This is a genomic window from Streptomyces sp. NPDC027962, from assembly GCF_055566095.1.
Genome location: NZ_JBVHTA010000018.1, coordinates 97,049 through 114,834 on the forward strand (window position 1 = coordinate 97,049; position 17,786 = coordinate 114,834).

The following is a 17,786-nucleotide window of genomic DNA, read 5'->3' on the forward strand; positions in this document are numbered from 1 at the left end:
CGCGAAGTTGAGTGGTCACACCCAATGCCCGCGCAGACGGGGCCCTCCTACTGTGGCGCTCGCCCACCCCCCAGGGACCTTGTCGAAAGGGCGCAGCACATGCTCACGGTCGACGGCATCACCATGCGTTTCGGCGGAATCACGGCTCTGGACGGCGTCGGATTCGCCGTCGAGCAGGGCACCGCCGTGGGACTCATCGGGCCCAACGGAGCGGGCAAGACCACGCTCTTCAACTGTCTGACCCGGCGGTGCACTCCCGACAAGGGCACGGTGCGCTACGAAGGCGAGGACCTGCTGTCCCTGCCACCGCACGCCGTGGCCGGGCACGGCATCGCGCGCACCTTCCAGAACCTGGGCCTGTTCCAGCACCTCACGGTCCGGGAGAACGTGATGGTCGGCGCTCACCACCGGGGCCGCACCGGGTATCTCGCCGCCGCGCTGCGGCTGCCGCGGGTGCGGCGTGAGGAGGCGCGGCTGCACTCCCTTGCGCAGGAACTGCTGCGGCGGCTGGACCTGGCCGACGTCGCGGACCATCCCGCCTCCGGCCTGCCCTTCGGCACCCTCAAACGGGTCGAGTTGGCCAGGGCGCTGGCCGCGGAGCCCCGGCTGCTGCTGCTCGACGAGCCGGTCAACGGCCTCAGCCACGGCGAGGTCGAGGTCTTCGCCGACCTGATCCGGGCGGTGCGCGAGGACTTCGACCTCACCCTGGTCGTGGTCGAGCACCACATGGGCTTCGTGATGGGACTGTGCGATCGCGTGGTGTGCCTGGACTTCGGACGCACGATCGCCGACGGGCCGCCGGAACAGGTACAGCGTGACCCGGCCGTCATCGAGGCCTACCTGGGAGCAGCGGCGTGAGCGAGCAGGTCAAGGACTCTCCCGCCGGCGAACCCATGACAGGGGCCTTCCTCGAGGTGTCGGACCTGCACGCCGGCTACGGGCAGGCCCGTGTCCTGCACGGCATCGGCTTCTCTGTCGGCCGCGGCGAGATCTGCGCGATCCTCGGGCCCAACGGCGCGGGCAAGACCACGACCCTGCGGGCGCTGAGCGGCATGGTCAAGGGACGCGGATCGGTGACGCTGGACGGCGCCCAGCTGCTGGGGCGCCTTCCCGAACAGACCGCCCGACTCGGTGTGGCGCACGTACCCGAGGGCCGGGGCACGTTCAACGACCTCACCGTGGAGGAGAACCTGCACGTCGGCGCGTATCTGCGCCACCGGCGAGGGCGCCGGGCCAGGAGCGAGCGGGTGGCGGTGGCAGCGGACCTGGAGCGGGTCTACGGCTATTTCCCCAAACTGCGCGAACGCTCCCGCCAGGCGGCCGGCAGCCTCAGTGGCGGCGAGCAGCAGATGCTCGCGGTCGGCAGGGCACTGATGCTCCGTCCTGCACTGCTGCTCCTCGACGAGCCCTCGCTGGGCCTGGCGCCCCTCGTCACCCGTGAGCTGTTCCGGATCGTCCGTACCGTCAACGAGGAGGAGCGCACGACCGTGGTCGTCGTCGAGCAGAACGCCCAGCTCGCGCTGGACATCGCGCATCAGGCGCACGTATTGGAGTCGGGTCGCCTGGTGCTGTCGGGCCCGGCCGATCAGATCCGCCAGGACGGCCAGGTCGCCGAGGTGTACCTCGGCATCTCCGTCCAGGCCCGGAAAGGCGGGTGAGGGTCGTGAGCGAATTCCTCCAGCAGGTCGTGGAAGGAGTGGGCGCCGGCTCGATCTACGCGAGCCTGGCACTGGCCCTGGTGCTGATCCACCGGTTCACCGGCATCGTCAACTTCGCCCAGGGCGAGCTCGCCATGATCTCCACCTACGTGGCGTGGCAGCTGGTCGCCTCGGGGATGCCGTTCTGGCTGGCCCTGCCGGTCACGCTCGCGATCTCCTTCGCGGGCGGCATGCTCATCGAGCGCCTGCTCATCCGGCCGGTCGAGGGAGCGCCCGAGCTGACCATCGTCATCGTCACCGTGGGCCTGTTCATCTTCGTCAACGCTGCTGCGGGCCTGATCTGGTCGTTCACCGTGAAGGACTTCCCTCAGCCGTTCCCCGAAGGCAGCGTCGCCCTGGCCGGGGTCGGCATCGGCTGGTCGACGCTGGGCGTCATCGGCGTCGTGGCAGTGGTGATGGGACTGCTGTACCTGCTGTTCCAGCACACCAGGACCGGCCTGGTGATGCGGGCGGTCGCGGCCAATCCCGCCTCGGCGAGGCTCTCCGGCATCCGGATGGGCCGGGTGCTGATGCTCGGCTGGGGGCTGGCCGCGACGGTCGGCGCACTGTCGGGCGTCCTGGTCGCCCCGCTGCTGTTCCTGGAACCCAACATGATGGGCGGCGCCCTCATCTACGCCTTCGCCGCCGCCACCCTCGGCGGCTTCGACAGCCCGGTGGGCGCGGTGGCGGGCGGGCTGGTCGTGGGCGTGGCCGAGACTCTGGCCGGGGCCTACGTCGGATTCGTCGGCGCCGACCTGAAGATCGGCGTACCGCTGCTGATCATCCTCGTGGTGCTGCTGGTGCGGCCCCAGGGGCTGTTCGGCCGGGCGGCGGTGGAGCGGGCATGAGCACGGGAGAACTCACGATGCACGCTTCGCGCACCGCGCGCTGGGCACGTCCGCTCGCGGCGCTGGTCATCGCGGCCGCCCTGATCGCGACGCCGTACTACTTCGCCCCATTCCGGGTCTTCCAGCTGACCATGGTGCTGCTGTACGCCGTCGTGCTGGCCGGCCTGAACCTGCTCGTCGGTTACGGCGGACAGATCTCGCTCGGCCACGGCGCGTTCTTCGCCGTGGGTGCCTACACGGCGGCCGTCATGCTCGACCGCTTCACCATCGGCCATCTGGCGACGCTCCCGGTCGCGGCCGCAGGATGCTTCCTCCTCGGTCTGGGCTTCGGGGTACCCGCGCTACGGCTCCGCGGCCTCTACCTGGCCCTGGTCACCTTGGCGTTCGCCGTGTTCCTGCCCCCGCTGCTGAAGCGGTTCGAGCACGTGACGGGCGGCTCCATGGGCCTGACCGTCCCCAAGCCGCAGCCGCCTTCCTGGACCGGCCTTGCCGAGGACCAGTGGCTGTACTTCCTTACCCTCACCGTCGCCGCGGTCACGCTGCTGGTCGTGCGCAACCTGCTGCGCTCACGTGTCGGCCGGGCGCTGCTCGCCATCCGGGAGAACGAGAGCGCGGCGGAGGTGATGGGGGTGAGACTCTCCTTCCACAAGGCGCTCGCCTTCGCCTGGAGCGCGATGTTCGCAGGTGTCGCCGGGTGCCTGTACACCTGGGTGATCGGTTTCGTGTCTCCTGACTCCTTCAGCATCAACCTGTCCATCACCCTGCTGGCCGGCCTCGTCGTGGGTGGCCTGGCATCGGTGTACGGGCCACTGCTGGGCGCGGCTTTCGTGATGTACGTGCCGAACCTGGCACAGGACATCAGCCCCGCCGCGCCAGGAGTGGTCTTCGGTCTTCTGATCATCGCCGTGATGTATCTGGCCCCGACGGGACTGGCCGGCCTGGCTGCCCGCGCCCGACAGGGGGTCCGGCGGTGTGTGGAACACCTCCGCCACACCAGCCGCCGACCGGAGCCCGCCTCCCCCGCGGAACAGACCGGTCCCCCACAGCCCGAACCCCAGCCCCTCACCGCTCCGCCCACCATTGGAAAGGGATGATCCGGATGCGCCACACCACCACCCTGCGGGCAGCCGCCGCGGGCATCGCCGCCCTGCTCACCGCCACCGCCTGCTCAAGTCAGCGGGGACAGGACGATGCCGCCGCCTCTGCCGACGGCGCCTGCAAGGGCCAGCAGACCACCGGTATCACCGACAAGAGCATCAAGCTCGGAGGCATCTACCCGATGTCCGGACCGGCCTCCGCCTACGGCACCATCGGCAACGGCGTCAGCACATACTTCAAGTACGTCAACGCGGAGAAGGGCGGTATCGGCGGCCGCAAGGTCGAGTTCGTCGTCCGGGACGACGGCTACCAGCCGCCGAAGGCCGTGGAGGAAGCCCGCAGACTGGTGGAACGGGAGAAGGTCTTCGCCGTTTTCCAGACACTGGGAACGCCCTCCACCTCAGCCGTGTGGGACTACCTCAACCAGCAGAAGGTGCCGCAGCCGTTCGTGGCCACCGGCGCCTCCAAGTGGGGTACGGACACCGGGCACCCGTGGACCATGGGCTGGCAGCCCAACTACGTGGCCGAGTCCCGTATGTATGCCGACTACCTCAAGAAGGAGAAGCCGAAGGCCAGGGTGGCCGTGCTCTTCCAGAACGACGACTTCGGCAAGGACCTGCTGGGCGGCTTCAAACAGGCCGTCAAGGGCAGCGATGTCACGGTCGTCGCCGAGGAGAGCTACGAGGTCACCGACCCGTCCGTCTCGGCCCAGATGACCAGCCTCGCTCGCTCCGAGGCGGATGTACTGCTGAACATCACCACGCCCAAGTTCGGCAGCCAGGCCCTGGCCGCGGACGCGAAGAACCCCAAGTGGAACCCGCTGCACATCGTCAACAGCGTCTCGGCGTCGACCAGCGTGCTCAAGCCCGTCGGCTTCAAGCGCGTGCAGGGCGTCGTCTCCGCCACCTACTTCAAGGATCCTGCCGACCCCCAGTGGGCTGACGACGCGGAGATGAAGACCTACCGGGCGGCGATGAAGAAGTACGCCCCGGACGCCGATCCCTCGATCCAGTTCAACGCCTACGGCTGGGCCGTGGCGTCCAGCCTGCACAAGGCCCTTGACGCCATGGAATGCCCGACGCGAGAAGGGCTGAGGGACTCCGTCCAAAAGCTCAAGGACGTCAAGGTGGACATGCTGCTCCCCGGCGTCGCTCTGAACACCGGCGCCGACGACCGATTCCCCATCGAGACCATGCAACTCGTGCGCTTCCAAGGGGAACGCTGGGTCCTCTTCGGAGAACCCCTCGACACCCGGCAGAAGTTCGGCCCCGTGACCGGCTGACGTCCAGCTGACCGGGAGGGGCGGTTGCGCACACCGGCCGGCCCTCCCGGTCCCACGCGGACCTGCCATGCCCCCGACAGACACGAGCCCACGCAATGGCCGAAACCACCCACCCGTCCCTGCATCGCGTGGGCACTTCACCTGGAGACTCCATGCCGGAGCGAGACCCTGTGCGCAACGCCCTCCTTCGACTCGTGCCCCTGCCCGAGGGCGACTGGGATACGCGGACCCGCCACCTGCTGGCCGCCCTCCCGCGGGACCCGGGGGGCCGGGTTCCGAACATCTTCACCACTCTCGTGCGTCATCCCGAGCTCTACGAACAGTTCATGCCCTTCGGAGGTCAGCTGCTCCGCCGGGGCCGGCTGTCGGGAAGGTTCCGTGAACTGCTGATCCTGCGCACCTCGTACAACACCGGCGCCCCGTACGAGTGGGGACGCCATGTCCCCCTGGCCAAGGCGTCGGGCCTGACCGACGCGGACATCGACCGCATCGTCCAGGGCCCGGAGGCCGACGGGTGGACCGCCCTCGAAAGGAGTCTCATGCGGGCCGCGGACGAGCTGAACCGCGATGCGTGGCTCTGCGACGCCACGTGGGAAGTCCTGACCGAGCACTTCGGCGACGCGGAAATGATCGAGATCACCATGCTGGTCGGGCAGTACCACATGGTGGCGTTCTTCTTGAACTCCGTCGGTGTGGAGCTGGACCCGGGCTTCGACAGCGCAGGCCTTGACGGAAGGGAACGGGAGCGGTGATTGCGGCGGAACGGGACCGCGCCGCCCGCATACTCGCGGGCCGCAAAGTGCTGGTCGTCGGCGCGGGCACGCGTCCCGACGACTCCCCGCAGGCGCCCGTCGGCAACGGCCGGGCAATCGCCGTTCTCGCCGCCCGCGAAGGTGCGGACGTGGCATGCGCCGACGTCCTCCGCCCGGCAGCCGCCGTGACCGCTGACCTGGTCACCGCCGAAGGTGCCCTGGGTGTTCCCGTGTTCGCTGATGCCACGGACGCGGACCAGTCGGCCGCCATGGTCGCCGAAGCGGTCCGCGCTCTGGGCGGGCTGGACGCGCTGGTGGTCAATGTGGGGGTGGGCCTCGGCTCCGGGCTGGCGGACTCGTCGCCCGAGGAATGGGACGAGGTCCTCGGCCTGAATCTGCGTGCTCCTTTCCTCGCCGCCAAACACGGCCTTCCGTCCATGGCAGATGAAGGCGCCGTCGTCTTCATCGGGTCGGTCGCCGGACTGCGAGCCGCGACCGGCTCTCCGGCCTACGACAGCTCCAAGGCCGGCCTCTTCGGGCTGACCCGCCATGTGGCGAGGGAGGGAGCAGCACGAGGCATCCGCGCCAATATGGTCGTCCCCGGCCTGATCGACACGCCGATGGGCCGCCAAGCATCTGCGAACCGGACTTCCCGGACGGCCTCCTTCGCCCGCATTCCGCTCGGCCGTCAGGGCACCGCCTGGGAAGTGGCGGAGGCCGTCACCTTCCTGCTCTCCGATCGGGCCTCCTACATCACCGGCCAGAACCTGGTGGTGGACGGTGGTCTCACCGCGGTGTGACAGCGCGGTCCGCGCGACCACGTCCCCATCGCGCCAGCCACGGTCACCAGCGCTTCAGGGTGCGCATGTGCACCCGACGGCCGGTGACCGTGGGACAGGCCGGAGTGGGCCGGGGGGCCGAAGGCGTGCCCTGTGCGAAGGCTTGCGGTCCGCACAGCCGCTACTGACGGGCTGGGGGTCGCTCAGGACGCCCGTCTCGCGGCCAAGGCACTGGCCGCGGCAGGAGAGGCCGGCCTCTACGCGGGAAACGAGGACTTGCCGGTACGGGCGGCCCGGCAAGCACGCGCGCTTCTCGGTGGATCCGAGGTCCCGGCCGAGCCCGACGCCCGGCTCGCCGCCCACTGCCTCCTCGGAGTCGCCGAGTCGTTACGATGGTTGCCCACCGCCGGTATCCGGCTGCGCGAGAACATCGCAGATGCCGCGCAGGCGCAGGACCCACTCCTGCTCGCCTGGGCGGCCCATGGGGCACTGTTCACCGCCGACGACGCCCACGCTCGTTCACTGGCGGCATGTGCGGTGGCACTGGCACGTAGGGCAGGTGACGTCCCAACAGTTGCGCACGCCATGCAGTACCTCGCCTACAGCGAATGCTGGCTGAGCGGACCGGACTCTGCGCGGCTCACGCGACCGAGGCACTGCGGCCAGCCCGCGGAACAGGCCGGCTCACCTGTGTACGCAACCCGATGGGGATGCTGATGCTCGCCGCCGGGCTCGCCGGTGACGTCGAGACCTGCGAGCGTTACGCGGACCGGGTGGTCGACGACGCCGCGGAACACGGAAACGGGCTCGCCTGCGCCCTTGGCCTGTGGGGCCTGGCGCATGTGGATCTCGCCTCTGGACGCTGGGAGGAGGCAACTGCGAAGCTGCGTCGGATCACCCGCATGAAACCGGGGCACCCCGGTGTCGCACACCAGGCGGTGCCCGCCTATGTGGAGGCGGCCGTCCGGGCCGGGCTCCGCCCGCGGGCGGAACGGGCCACCGCAGCGTTCGCGCGGTGGGCGGAGGGGGTCGGCCGGCGCTGGCCGACCGCGCTGTTGGTCCAGTGCCGCGCAGTACTGGCAGACGGAGACCCCGAGGAGTACTTCCGCCTCGCTCTACGCCTGCACCCGCCCCGTGAACGTGAACTTGAACTTGAACTTGAACTGGCACGTACCGCCCTCCTCTACGGCGAGTACCTCATACGCGAACGACGGCGGGCGGAATCCCGTGTCCAGCTCCGGGAAGCCGCGGAGACCTTCCGCAGGCACCGGGCCCGGCTGTGGCTCGACCGAGCCTGTGCGGAGCTGCGCGCCAGCGGTGACAACGCGACTGCCGAAGCCGGGGAGAGTAGCCTCCCCGCCGGCTCGGTGGGGACGGAAGGCCTGACGGCACGTCAACACGAGATCGTCCGCCTGGTCGCCGCGGGCGCCACCAACAAGGAAGCGGCTGCTCGGCTCTGCCTGAGCCCGCGCACGGTCGACTACCACCTTCGCCGCGTCTTCCAGCGGTTGCACATCACATCGCGCGCCGAACTCATCCGCTCGTTCGGCGCCGAGTCCGTCCGGAGGCTGTCTTCCGACTGACCGCACCGACTCCGTTGAGCGACAAAACAAATACGATGCGTAATCGCTTTGGCGCAAACCCGCCTTGAGTCGGACGAGGAGTGGCAAAAGACTGCTCGTGTGCCGAAGCGGACATCCGTCCCGAGGGGTCCGCCCGCACGCCCGTCACGTGTGCCATTGTCAGGAGACCATCGCATGCCCGACGCCGGCCTAGACACCGCGCACCCGATCACGTTGAACGACGGCACCGCCACCAGGACCCGCGAAGTGACACCCGCCGATCTCGAACCGATCCAGGCTCTGCACCGCCGCTGCTCGCCGGGCAGCCGGGCCCTGCGCTACCACGCCGGCAAACCCCAGCTCTCTCCCGCCGGATGGCGACTGCTCTCCGACCCGGGGCGCGGCACCACGTTGGTGACCACCCCTGCCGAGCGCATGGACCACATCATCGCCATGACCAACGTGATGCGCACCGACCGGCAAGGGGTGGGCGAACTCGCCGTGCTGGTCGAGGACGCCTGGCAGTCCAAGGGGCTGGGCACCGCCCTGGCCGCACACGCGGCCGTGGTGGCCCGCCGGGCGGGCCACCACACCTTGACCGCGGCGGTCGCTGCGCAGAACGTACCGATGCTCCACGTCCTGGAGAGTCTGGACGCACCGCCCCCTCGCTCCGTCGGACCCGTCCTCGACATCCATGTCCCGCTGTAGCACGGCTGGGCGACAACTCCACCGTGCGGTCCCCGCACTGTGGCCCGCTGCCGTGGCCGGCGACAAGGCCCACTCCTCATTTCCCATCCGGTCCGAGCGCGGAGAAGACGGCTTCGCGCCTGCCGCGGCACAAGAGGCCAGGATCGCCTCGCCCTGGGCAATCGTCTGCCCGTCCGGCAAGGGGAGGTCCGCGAGGGCGTAGCGCAGGGGCAGGTGCTTGTGCACCGCGAGCGCGTGTGCAGCTCGCGGCGGTCGGATTCGGGCAGGAGCAAGTCCGCTTGCTCTGGAGCCGTGTCAGTCATTTCTCCAGCGACCTCCCCGGTTCGTGTCGCCGCTCGAACCGGGCGCGAGAGGCCTCGTGGGCGCCGCGCAGAAGCTGCACGACCGTGTCCGTCGTTCTCTCACCGGGATTGACGACAGAGATCCAGCCGAGCGCGCCGTATACCGGGTGCGGCATCACGCTGTCGGCGGCTGCGTAGTCGCGGGGGCGGCTGAGACTGCGCGGCTCTTCCCCGGTGAGCTCCCGGAACGTCGGCCGGTCGACGTGAATGTTCACACGCCAGCGGCCCGGAGGATCAAGGTCGGAAACGGCGTCGTCGGGGTAGTTCTTGATGACGATCGTCCCGTAGGGCTGGGCGTTCTGGGACATGTGGCCGTCGGGGGTGTAGTAGAAGAACGCATCCCCCCACGCGAGCTCGGGGAAGTCGCCTCCCGGCTCCGGGACAACCACGAGCGCGCCGTCGAAGTCTCGCACGGCCGCGATGATCTGTTCCATACTCATGGTTCAAGCATCACCTTCAAGTGCTTATGTGGGGTTGGCTGATGGACGAGCCGGTGAGCGGTTCGCAACGGGTGCTGCTTCGAACAGTCGATGTCGCCAGGGAGTCGGGGTACTCGGTGCAACAGGTTCGCGACCTGGAGCGCCTGGGAGTCATTCCGCCGGCCGCTCGATCGAGCAACGGTTACCGTTCCTACACACCGATTCACGTGCACGCTCTTCGCGCCTATCGAGGCCTCGCAGGTGCCGTTGGGCCTGTCGCAGCCCGGCAGATGCTCGCGGAGCTGCGAACAGGGACGATCGCGCAGGCAGCCTCGGCGATCAACGCGGTTCATGTTCGGCTCGCGCGGGAACGAGACGAGGCTCTGCGCGCTCAGCAAGCGTTGCGTGCGATCCAGGCCGAAGCGAACACACCCGAGTTCGAGCAAGAGAGGGACGCGATGACGATCACAGAGCTCGCCGGGGCGCTCAATGTACGTCCCTCGACCCTGCGGTTCTGGGAGCAGGAAGGGCTTGTGACCCCCGAGCGAGTGACCTCACTGCGAGCACGCCGCTACGATCTCTCAGCCATCAGAGCGGCCCGAATCGTTGCGGCCCTCCGCGGCACCGGTTACAGCATTCTCGCAGTGCGGGAGATCATGGGCTCCCTGCACCAGCTCGACGGCCTGGGAGAGACCCAACGCATCCTGCGACAACGTCTCGACCAAATCGCCTCACAGACCGTGGGGTTACTCCGAGCAGGCGCAGACCTCGCAGCCGTCGTCATGTCCGACCAGGAACGGACCACCACCTAGCCTAGGGCGCGTTTCGAAAGTGCTGGTCACAGCCATTCGTTGATGGCCGCGACCAGCACGGTCGCCTCGTATCGGACGGCGAGCTTGTCGTATCTAGTGGCGACCGCGCGGTGGCGTTTTAGGCGATTGATGCCGCACTCCACCACGTGCCGCCCTTTGTAGTCGGTCTTGTCGAACTTCGGTGGCCGGCCGCCGTGCGAACAGCGTTACTTGCGGTTGGCGATCTGGTCGCGCTTCTCCGGGATCGTGCAGCGGATACCGCGCTTGCACAGGTAGGCACGGTTCGTGCGGGAGCCGTACGCCTTGTCGGCGCGGACCTTGTCCGGGCGGGTGCGCTGGCGGCCCGGTCCGAGTCTGGGCACCCGGATACGGCCCAGGACCACCTGGAACTGCGCGGAGTCACCGCGCTGCCCGGCCGTGATCACCAGTGACATCGGCTTCTGGGCCTGTTCGACCGCCAGGTGGAGCTTGGTCGTCAGCCCGCCCCGAGAGCGTCCGAGCCCGTGGTCAAAGAGGAACGGGCCACCTTCAGCTGCCCCGGCGGTGGTGGTCAGACCGTGCCGTCGGGGTGCAGGCGCCCCAGCAGTTCATAGAGGCTGCGGCGGCCCTCGTCGTCGAGACGGTTGAACGCCGCCGAGGTGGCCCGCATATCGGCGCGGATCACACGGACGGCCTCCAGGCCCTTTTCCGTCGCGACCACGTTCTTGATCCGCCGGTCGGCCGGGTCGAGGTGCCTGGAGACCAGTCCATGAGCCTCCAGCCGGTCGACAAGCCCGGTGATGTTGGAAGCGTCGCAGGCGAGCAGTCCTGCGAGAGCGCGCATCGGCAGTGGCTGCCGGAGCAGGATGAGCATCTTGGCCTGCGTCATGGTGAGCCCCTGCACCGCGGCCGCCGCTGCGAGGTCCCGGTAGTAGCCGGCAGCGGCGCGCGCCAGGCGCTCCAGGAGATCGACGTGAGTGGGGCCGCTCCCCTTCGGGTCAGGGGTTTCGGGTGCCGGGTGCGGGGCGGGGATTCGGGACATGTCTCCAGTTTAGATGAACTCAAAGTTTGACTTCCTCAACCATTGACGTTTACCTTCTACGTCGTTGCTTGAGTTCATCAAGCATCTAACTGTTTCGAGCCGAGCCCTTCTCCGGGCTCCCGCCCGGCCCCCGCCCCGAAGAGAGCACCCGTGTCCCGAACCGTTGCCCCGTCGCCCGGCCGACACCGACGTGAGATCGCAGTCGTTCTCGTCCTGAGCCTCGCAGCCATGGTCGTGTCGATGATGCAGACACTGGTGATCCCGATACTCGGTCTGATCGGGACCAGCCTCGGCAGCAGTGCCGCCGAGGTCAGCTGGGTCACGACCGCGACCCTGCTCTCCGCAGCCGTCTTCACTCCCCTGCTCGGCCGCTTGGGCGACCAGCACGGGAAGAAGCCGACCCTCATCGGCGTGCTGGTGGTGATGATCGCCGGCTCGGTCCTGGCGGCCACCACGGACTCGCTTCTCTGGCTGATCGTCGGCCGCGTTCTCCAGGGAGCCGCCACGGCGATCTTCCCGCTCGCGCTCTCGGTACTCCGCGAGGAGGTCTCCGCCCACCGGCTGCCCGGAGCGATGTCACTGGTCAGCGGCACCCTGGCGTTCGGCAGCGGCTTCGCGCTGGTCACCACCGGCCTGCTGACCCGCGGCGACAACGCCGACTACCACCCCGTCTTCTGGCTGGCCGCCGGGCTGGCTCTGGCCACACTCGTCGCCGTCGTCCTCCTCGTACCGGCAAGCCGCACCAGGACCGGAGGGCGCACCGACATCCTCGGCGCCCTCACCCTCGGGCTCTTCCTGGTCCTGCTGTTGCTGCCGATCTCGCAGGGTCACGAGTGGGGCTGGACCTCCGCCCGCACTCTGGGCAGCTTCGCCGGAGCGATCGTCATGGCCGGTGTCTGGGCCTTCACCGAGAACCGCGTACGCGAACCACTGGTCGACATGAGGATGTTCCTCCACCGCCCGGTACTGTTCAGCAACCTCGCGGGCCTCTTCGTCGGATTCGGGATGTTCGCCCAGTTCCTGGGCGTCTCCTATCTGGCTCAGATACCGCAGGACATCGCGGGCTACGGCTTCGGCGCATCCGTTCTCCGCGCCTCGGTCGAGTACCTGCTGCCCAGCACGATCGCCTCCCTCGTCGCCTCCCAGTTCGGCGGCCTGCTGATCCGCAGGATCGGCCCACGCCTCACCCTCGCGCTCAGCGCGGTGATCGGCACGGCCGGCTTCGCGTGGCTGGCCGCCGCTCACTCCTCGACCCCCTCGGTGATCGGCGCCGGAATGGCCGTCGGAACGGCCATCAGCCTCGGCTACGCCGCGATGCCCGCACTGATCGTCGCGGGAGTGCCGCCCCACCAGACCGGCGTCGCCAACGGCATCAACTCCATCTCCCGCTCGGTCGGAAGCTCGATCGGCAGTGCGCTGATCACGACGCTGCTCGCCTCCAGGACCATCGAGAACCTTCCGGCCGGAGTGCCCCCGCTGCCTGCCGAGAGCCAGTTCACCCTGAGCTTCACCATCGCCGGTGCCGCCTTCGCCTTCGTCCTGGCCATCGCACTGCTCGGCCTGAAGCGGCAGCGGCAGGCGCCCCGTCCGGAACACCGGCCCGTCACCGAACCTGCCCCCGAGCCGGCTGTCGCCACTGCGGCTGCCTGACGACCCAACGATCCGCACCTCTGCGATCTTGCACCACCGCACGACCGCACCACCACAGCAAGGAGCACCACCATGAAGGCCATCACCTACCGCGCCTACGGCGGCCCGGACGTCCTGGAATACGGCGACGTCCCGAACCCGAAGCTCGCCCCGGACGCCGTCCTGGTCCGCGTGAAGGCCGCCTCCGTCAACCCGGTCGACTGGAAGATCCAGGCCGGATACCTGGACGGCGTCATGGACACCGTTTTCCCCGTCGTCCCCGGCTGGGACGTGGCAGGCGTCGTCGAAGAGACCGGTGTCTCGGTCACCGAGTTCGCCCCGGGCGACGAAGTGATCGGCTACGTCCGTGAGGACTTCGTCTCCCGCGGCACCTTCGCCGAATATGTCGCCGCCCCGGTCCGTACGCTCGCCCGCAAGCCCGCCAACCTCTCCTTCGAGGAGGCCGCCGGCATCCCGCTGGCAGGTCTCACCGCCTACCAGGCGCTGACCCGCGCGCTGAACGTGGGCATCGGCGACACCGTACTGGTGCACGCCGCGGCGGGTGGGGTCGGCTCCTCGGCCGTACAGATCGCCCGAGCGCTCGGCGCCCGTGTCATCGGCACCGCGAGCGAGCGCAACCACGACTACCTGCGCGGGCTCGGAGCCGAGCCGGTCGCCTACGGCGAGGGCCTCACCGACCGTGTCAACGCACTGGCGCCGCAGGGTGTGAACGCCGTGCTCGATCTGATCGGCGGCGAAGCCCTGAAGCTCTCCCTGGGACTGCTCGCCGAAGGCGGCCGGCTGGCATCCGTCGCGGACGGCGCCGTCCTCGGCCTCGGGGGCCGGTACGTCTTCGTCCGGCCCGACGCCGAGGACCTCGAGGCGCTCACTGTCCTCGCGGAGCGGGGACAGCTGCGCGTGGACGTGGCCGCGACGTTCCCGCTCGAGCAGGCCGCTGACGCCCAGCGGCTCAACCAGGAGGGTCACACCCGCGGCAAGGTGATCGTCACCATCGGCTGAGCCGCCCCAGCCCGTACGCCATCGCCGGCACCCCCCTGCCGGCTGAGCCGGCCACTGCCCGCACGCCATCGCCGGCACACCCCCTGCCGGACGAGAAGCCCCCCACCCCCGCGCGACGCGCGCACCTCCCGAAGGAGACAGTTGTGACCGCAGTTCTGTTCGTCGTCACCGGTTCCGACCACTGGACACTCGCCGACGGCACCCTGCACCCCACCGGCTACTGGGCCGAGGAACTCGCCACACCGCACCGGCTGTTGCGCGAGGCCGGGTTCGACGTCACCGTCGCCACGCCCGGCGGCGTCGCTCCGACCGTCGACGCCGTCAGCCTTGCCGCCGAGTCCACCGGCGGCAAGGAGCAGGCCGACGCCATCGCCGCGTACCTGGCTTCCATCCGCGCCGAACTGGAGAACCCGGTCAAGCTCGAGGAGGTGGACCTCGACGCGTACGCCGCCGTCCTCTACCCCGGTGGCCACGGCCCCATGGAGGACCTCGCCGTCGACGCCGCCTCGGGCCGCCTCCTCACCGCGGCGCTGGACTCCGGCAAGCCGCTCGCGGTGCTGTGCCACGCCCCCGCGGCCCTGCTCGCCGCCCGGCGCGAGGACGGCAGCTGGCCGTTCGCCGGTTACCGCATGACCGGCTTCACCAACGACGAGGAGACCATGGCCGGCTTCGCCGACAAGGCCGCATGGCTGCTCCAGGACCGCCTGGTGGAACTCGGCGCCGACTTCCACGCCGCTTCCCCGTTCACCGCACACGTGGTGACGGACCGCAACCTGCACACCGGCCAGAACCCGGCCTCCTCCGAACAGCTCGCCCGGAACGTCATCGACATCCTGAACCGCGGCTGACCCCCCTGCCGACGCCGCCGCCGGGCCTGCCCCGCGGCGGCCCGGCGCCCCCGTCCACGTACCGCACCTGTGAGGGAACCATGAACAACCCTGCGCCCGAGCAGCCCGCCGAGCTCGTCGCCCGTCTGCGCGCCACCTTCCGCACCGGCACCACCAAGCCCGTGTCCTGGCGTACCGGGCAGCTGCACCGGATGCGTACCCTGCTCACCGAACAGGGGGAGACATTCGCCGCGGCGCTCCACGCCGACTTGGGAAAGAGCTCCACCGAGGCCTACCGCACCGAGATCGACTTCGTCATACGCGAGATCGACCACACCCTGGAGCATCTCGACGGCTGGCTGCGTCCCGAACAGGCCCCCGTCCCCGAGTTCATCGGGGAGGCGAGTGCCTGGACGCAGTACGACCCCTTGGGCGTCGTGCTGGTCATCGCCCCCTGGAACTACCCGGCGCAGCTCCTGCTGGCCCCGGTGGCCGGTGCCCTGGCCGCGGGAAACGCGGTGGTCGCCAAGCCCAGCGAACTGGCCCCGGCCACGTCCGCCGCCCTGGCCCGCCTCCTGCCGCAGTACCTCGACACCGACGCGGTCGCCGTGGTCGAAGGCGGGGTCCGGGAAACCACCGCCCTGCTCGAGCAGCGCTTCGACCACATCCTCTACACCGGCAACGGCTCGGTCGGCCGCATCGTGATGGCCGCCGCCGCCCGGCACCTCACCCCCGTCACCCTCGAACTGGGTGGCAAATCCCCGGCGTTCGTGGACCGGGGCACCGATCTGGACACCGTCGCCGCCCGCCTCGCGGCAGGGAAGTTCCTCAACGCCGGACAGACCTGCGTCGCCCCGGACTACGTGCTCACCGACCCCGAGACCGCACGCGCTCTGGAGGGCGCGCTCACCAAGGCTGTGGAGAGCCTGTACGGACCGGACGCCTCCGCCTCCCCGGAGTACGGCCGTATCGTCAACGAACGCCACTTCGACCGGCTGACCGCCCTCCTCGAATCCGGCCGCCAGGTCACCGGCGGGGCTCACGACCGGGATGCCAAGTACATCGCGCCGACCGTCCTGGCCGAGGTGTCACCGGACGCGCCCGTCATGCAGGAGGAGATCTTCGGCCCGATCCTCCCGATCGTCGAGGTGCCTGGGCTCGACGAGGCCGTCGACTTCATCAACGACCGCGACAAGCCGCTGGCCCTGTATGCGTTCACCGACTCCGACACCACCCGGGAGCGGTTGGCCGCCGAAACCTCCTCGGGAGGCCTCGGGTTCGGCCTGCCCCTGGCCCATCTCACCATCTCCGACCTGCCGTTCGGGGGCGTCGGGGAAAGCGGCATGGGCAGCTACCACGGCCGCTACTCCATCGAGACCTTCAGCCACCGCAAAGCCGTCCTCACCAAGCCCCTCAGCTGATCCGCCCCAGCCGTGCAACCGGGTGAGCGCCGACGCCGACGGCTGTGCCCCCGACCTGGGCCGCGGCGGCGTCAGCCGCTTCCTGGGACCGGGAGGTGAGGACGACGTTTGCGCCGGCCGCGGCGATGGCCTGGCCGATCGCCAGCCCGATACCGCGCGAGGCGCCGGTGACGACGGCGGTGCGACCGGTGAGATCGAGTCCTGCCATCTCAGCTCACCGCTGCCTTGTGGCCGCCCGAGGTGCCCGTGCCGTTCGCCGCCGCGGTGGCCCCGTCGCGGTACCGCCGCAGTTCGTGTCTGGCGATGGCCTGCTTGTGGACCTCGTCAGGACCGTCCGCCAGCCGCAAGGTCCGCAGATGCGCGTACATCATCGCCAACGGGAAGTCCTCGGTCACACCTGCTCCCCCGTGCACCTGGATAGCGCGGTCGATGATCTTCAACGCGATGTTCGGGGCGGCAACCTTGATGGCCGCGATCTCGGTGCGCGCTTCCTTGTTCCCGACCGTGTCCATCAGATGCGCGGCCTTGAGCGTGAGCAGACGGATCATCTCGATGTCGATACGCGCTTCCGCGATCCAGTCCTGGACATTGGACCGGTCGGCAACGGGACGACCGAACGTCACCCGTGACTGCGCACGCCGGCACATCAGCTCCAGCGCCCGCTCGGCCGCGCCGATCGCCCGCATGCAGTGGTGGATACGACCGGGCCCGAGCCGTGCCTGGCTGATCGCGAAGCCCTCACCCTCGCCTTTGAGGACGTCCTTGGCCGGCACCCGCACATTCTCGAAGGTGATCTCCGCATGGCCCTCGCGATCCGCGTACCCGAACACCGGGAGGTTCCGGACGACGGTGACTCCGGGGGCGTCGATCGGGACGACCATCATCGACTGCTGGCGATGTGGGGCCGCCGTGGGGTCGGTCTTGCCCATCACGATGAGCACCTTGCAGTTCTTGTGCATCGCGTTCGAGGCGAACCACTTGCGGCCGTTGAGGAGGTACTCGTCGCCGTCGCGCTCCATGCGCAGCTCGATGTTGGTGGCGTCGGAACTGGCCACGGCCGGCTCGGTCATCGCGAACGCCGAGGCCATGGTGCCGTCGAGCAACGGCTTGAGGTACTTCTCCTTGTGCTCGTCGGTGCCGAAGAGGGTGAGCACCTCCATGTTCCCGGTGTCCGGGGCATTGCAGTTGAACGCCTCCGAAGCGATGTGGCTGCGCCCCATGATCTCCGCCAGTGGCGCGTACTCGAGATTCGTCAGCCCAGGGCCCCACTCGGGGTGCGGGTGGAAGAGGTTCCACAGTCCGCGCTTTCGCGCCTCCGCCTTGAGTTCCTCGATGATCGGCGGATGGAAGTGCGGGTCACCCGACACGCGCATCTGCTCGTCGTACGCCTCCTCAGCGGGGTAGATGTGCGAATCCATGAACGCGAGCAGATCCGCCTGGTACTTCTTGGCGCGATCCGACGTCTCAAACAGGGACATCCGAACTCCTTACGGGTAGGGAGGGAAAACTCGGTGGGCGCTTGTCGAGGTGACTCGCCACGCCTTCGACGAAATCGGCCCCGCGGAAGGCC

19 protein-coding genes and 1 pseudogene are annotated in these 17,786 nt (G+C 69.2%); 15 read left to right on the plus strand and 5 right to left on the minus strand.

The features are described from left to right. The first annotated feature begins 99 nt into the window (after nucleotides 1-99). The 10 genes from ACZ4SA_RS18860 (at nucleotide 100) to ACZ4SA_RS18905 (ending at nucleotide 8,726) form a co-directional block, all read left to right on the plus strand. Nucleotides 100-858 (plus strand): ABC transporter ATP-binding protein, encoded by a 759-nt coding sequence (locus tag ACZ4SA_RS18860; RefSeq protein ID WP_468275673.1) that lies wholly within the window; start codon nucleotides 100-102, stop codon nucleotides 856-858. After that, nucleotides 855-1,658, plus strand: coding sequence for an ABC transporter ATP-binding protein (locus ACZ4SA_RS18865; RefSeq protein ID WP_468275675.1), 804 nt, complete (start codon nucleotides 855-857; stop codon nucleotides 1,656-1,658). Before ACZ4SA_RS18860 ends, ACZ4SA_RS18865 begins: the two co-directional genes overlap by 4 nt. A gap of 5 nt (nucleotides 1,659-1,663) precedes the next feature. Then, nucleotides 1,664-2,545, plus strand: coding sequence for a branched-chain amino acid ABC transporter permease (locus ACZ4SA_RS18870; protein ID WP_351977215.1), 882 nt, complete (start codon nucleotides 1,664-1,666; stop codon nucleotides 2,543-2,545). Continuing rightward, nucleotides 2,542-3,639 (plus strand): branched-chain amino acid ABC transporter permease, encoded by a 1,098-nt coding sequence (locus ACZ4SA_RS18875; protein WP_468275677.1) that lies wholly within the window; start codon nucleotides 2,542-2,544, stop codon nucleotides 3,637-3,639. Before ACZ4SA_RS18870 ends, ACZ4SA_RS18875 begins: the two co-directional genes overlap by 4 nt. Nucleotides 3,640-3,644: 5 nt before the next feature. After that, on the plus strand, nucleotides 3,645-4,925 hold the full coding sequence (locus ACZ4SA_RS18880; protein ID WP_468275680.1) for an ABC transporter substrate-binding protein: 1,281 nt from the start codon (nucleotides 3,645-3,647) through the stop codon (nucleotides 4,923-4,925). A gap of 152 nt (nucleotides 4,926-5,077) precedes the next feature. After that, a complete protein-coding gene (locus ACZ4SA_RS18885; protein WP_468275682.1) occupies nucleotides 5,078-5,677 on the plus strand; it encodes a carboxymuconolactone decarboxylase family protein in 600 nt (199 codons plus the stop codon). Next, entirely contained in the window at nucleotides 5,674-6,477 is an 804-nt protein-coding gene (locus tag ACZ4SA_RS18890) for an SDR family NAD(P)-dependent oxidoreductase (protein WP_468275684.1), read from the plus strand. The genes ACZ4SA_RS18885 and ACZ4SA_RS18890 overlap by 4 nt, the downstream gene beginning before the upstream one ends. 132 nt (nucleotides 6,478-6,609) lie before the next feature. Then, entirely contained in the window at nucleotides 6,610-7,173 is a 564-nt protein-coding gene (locus tag ACZ4SA_RS18895) for a hypothetical protein (protein ID WP_468275686.1), read from the plus strand. Further along, complete coding sequence (locus ACZ4SA_RS18900; protein WP_468275689.1) at nucleotides 7,161-8,039, plus strand: helix-turn-helix transcriptional regulator; 879 nt, start codon at nucleotides 7,161-7,163, stop codon at nucleotides 8,037-8,039. The genes ACZ4SA_RS18895 and ACZ4SA_RS18900 overlap by 13 nt, the downstream gene beginning before the upstream one ends. Before the next feature lie 174 nt (nucleotides 8,040-8,213). After that, on the plus strand, nucleotides 8,214-8,726 hold the full coding sequence (locus ACZ4SA_RS18905; protein ID WP_468275691.1) for a GNAT family N-acetyltransferase: 513 nt from the start codon (nucleotides 8,214-8,216) through the stop codon (nucleotides 8,724-8,726). Between the two features lie 298 nt (nucleotides 8,727-9,024). On the opposite strand, the gene ACZ4SA_RS18910 is transcribed toward ACZ4SA_RS18905, so the two are convergent. Then, a complete protein-coding gene (locus ACZ4SA_RS18910; protein ID WP_468275779.1) occupies nucleotides 9,025-9,501 on the minus strand; it encodes a DUF6194 family protein in 477 nt (158 codons plus the stop codon). Nucleotides 9,502-9,548: 47 nt separating this feature from the next. Here ACZ4SA_RS18910 and ACZ4SA_RS18915 point away from each other — a divergent pair, with 47 nt between their 5' ends. Beyond that, nucleotides 9,549-10,298, plus strand: coding sequence for a MerR family transcriptional regulator (locus tag ACZ4SA_RS18915; RefSeq protein WP_468275693.1), 750 nt, complete (start codon nucleotides 9,549-9,551; stop codon nucleotides 10,296-10,298). Nucleotides 10,299-10,324: 26 nt separating this feature from the next. Here the strand turns inward: ACZ4SA_RS18915 and ACZ4SA_RS18920 are convergent. Beyond that, nucleotides 10,325-10,807, minus strand: a pseudogene (locus ACZ4SA_RS18920) (IS5 family transposase); the annotation flags it as partial. A 41-nt stretch (nucleotides 10,808-10,848) separates the two neighbouring features. Next, nucleotides 10,849-11,319, minus strand: a complete 471-nt coding sequence (locus ACZ4SA_RS18925; protein ID WP_468275695.1) for a MarR family winged helix-turn-helix transcriptional regulator — start codon at nucleotides 11,317-11,319, stop codon at nucleotides 10,849-10,851. 150 nt (nucleotides 11,320-11,469) lie between these two features. Here ACZ4SA_RS18925 and ACZ4SA_RS18930 point away from each other — a divergent pair, with 150 nt between their 5' ends. The 4 genes from ACZ4SA_RS18930 to ACZ4SA_RS18945 all read left to right on the plus strand — a co-directional run bounded on the left by ACZ4SA_RS18930 (nucleotide 11,470) and on the right by ACZ4SA_RS18945 (nucleotide 16,216). Next, nucleotides 11,470-12,969, plus strand: coding sequence for an MFS transporter (locus tag ACZ4SA_RS18930; protein WP_468275697.1), 1,500 nt, complete (start codon nucleotides 11,470-11,472; stop codon nucleotides 12,967-12,969). 72 nt (nucleotides 12,970-13,041) lie between these two features. Next, complete coding sequence (locus ACZ4SA_RS18935; protein WP_468275700.1) at nucleotides 13,042-13,968, plus strand: NADP-dependent oxidoreductase; 927 nt, start codon at nucleotides 13,042-13,044, stop codon at nucleotides 13,966-13,968. A gap of 143 nt (nucleotides 13,969-14,111) precedes the next feature. Continuing rightward, the gene (locus ACZ4SA_RS18940) at nucleotides 14,112-14,816 is read left to right on the plus strand and encodes a type 1 glutamine amidotransferase domain-containing protein (RefSeq protein WP_468275703.1); all 705 of its coding nucleotides are present in this window, start codon (nucleotides 14,112-14,114) and stop codon (nucleotides 14,814-14,816) included. An 80-nt stretch (nucleotides 14,817-14,896) separates the two neighbouring features. After that, on the plus strand, nucleotides 14,897-16,216 hold the full coding sequence (locus ACZ4SA_RS18945) for an aldehyde dehydrogenase family protein (protein ID WP_468275706.1): 1,320 nt from the start codon (nucleotides 14,897-14,899) through the stop codon (nucleotides 16,214-16,216). Here the strand turns inward: ACZ4SA_RS18945 and ACZ4SA_RS18950 are convergent. Continuing rightward, nucleotides 16,209-16,424 (minus strand): SDR family NAD(P)-dependent oxidoreductase, encoded by a 216-nt coding sequence (locus tag ACZ4SA_RS18950; RefSeq protein WP_468275708.1) that lies wholly within the window; start codon nucleotides 16,422-16,424, stop codon nucleotides 16,209-16,211. The genes ACZ4SA_RS18945 and ACZ4SA_RS18950 overlap by 8 nt on opposite strands. Before the next feature lies 1 nt (nucleotide 16,425). After that, on the minus strand, nucleotides 16,426-17,694 hold the full coding sequence (locus tag ACZ4SA_RS18955) for an acyl-CoA dehydrogenase family protein (RefSeq protein ID WP_468275709.1): 1,269 nt from the start codon (nucleotides 17,692-17,694) through the stop codon (nucleotides 16,426-16,428). Nucleotides 17,695-17,786 lie beyond the last annotated feature (92 nt).

Coding starts and splice junctions, on each gene's coding strand:
- ACZ4SA_RS18860 (WP_468275673.1), top strand. CDS start 100: ATGCTCACGGTCGACGGCATCACCATGCGTTTCGGCGGAATCACGGCT.
- ACZ4SA_RS18875 (WP_468275677.1), top strand. CDS start 2,542: ATGAGCACGGGAGAACTCACGATGCACGCTTCGCGCACCGCGCGCTGG.
- ACZ4SA_RS18880 (WP_468275680.1), top strand. CDS start 3,645: ATGCGCCACACCACCACCCTGCGGGCAGCCGCCGCGGGCATCGCCGCC.
- ACZ4SA_RS18885 (WP_468275682.1), top strand. CDS start 5,078: ATGCCGGAGCGAGACCCTGTGCGCAACGCCCTCCTTCGACTCGTGCCC.
- ACZ4SA_RS18900 (WP_468275689.1), top strand. CDS start 7,161: ATGGGGATGCTGATGCTCGCCGCCGGGCTCGCCGGTGACGTCGAGACC.
- ACZ4SA_RS18905 (WP_468275691.1), top strand. CDS start 8,214: ATGCCCGACGCCGGCCTAGACACCGCGCACCCGATCACGTTGAACGAC.
- ACZ4SA_RS18910 (WP_468275779.1), bottom strand. CDS start 9,501: ATGGAACAGATCATCGCGGCCGTGCGAGACTTCGACGGCGCGCTCGTG.
- ACZ4SA_RS18915 (WP_468275693.1), top strand. CDS start 9,549: ATGGACGAGCCGGTGAGCGGTTCGCAACGGGTGCTGCTTCGAACAGTC.
- ACZ4SA_RS18925 (WP_468275695.1), bottom strand. CDS start 11,319: ATGTCCCGAATCCCCGCCCCGCACCCGGCACCCGAAACCCCTGACCCG.
- ACZ4SA_RS18935 (WP_468275700.1), top strand. CDS start 13,042: ATGAAGGCCATCACCTACCGCGCCTACGGCGGCCCGGACGTCCTGGAA.
- ACZ4SA_RS18945 (WP_468275706.1), top strand. CDS start 14,897: ATGAACAACCCTGCGCCCGAGCAGCCCGCCGAGCTCGTCGCCCGTCTG.
- ACZ4SA_RS18950 (WP_468275708.1), bottom strand. CDS start 16,424: ATGGCAGGACTCGATCTCACCGGTCGCACCGCCGTCGTCACCGGCGCC.
- ACZ4SA_RS18955 (WP_468275709.1), bottom strand. CDS start 17,694: ATGTCCCTGTTTGAGACGTCGGATCGCGCCAAGAAGTACCAGGCGGAT.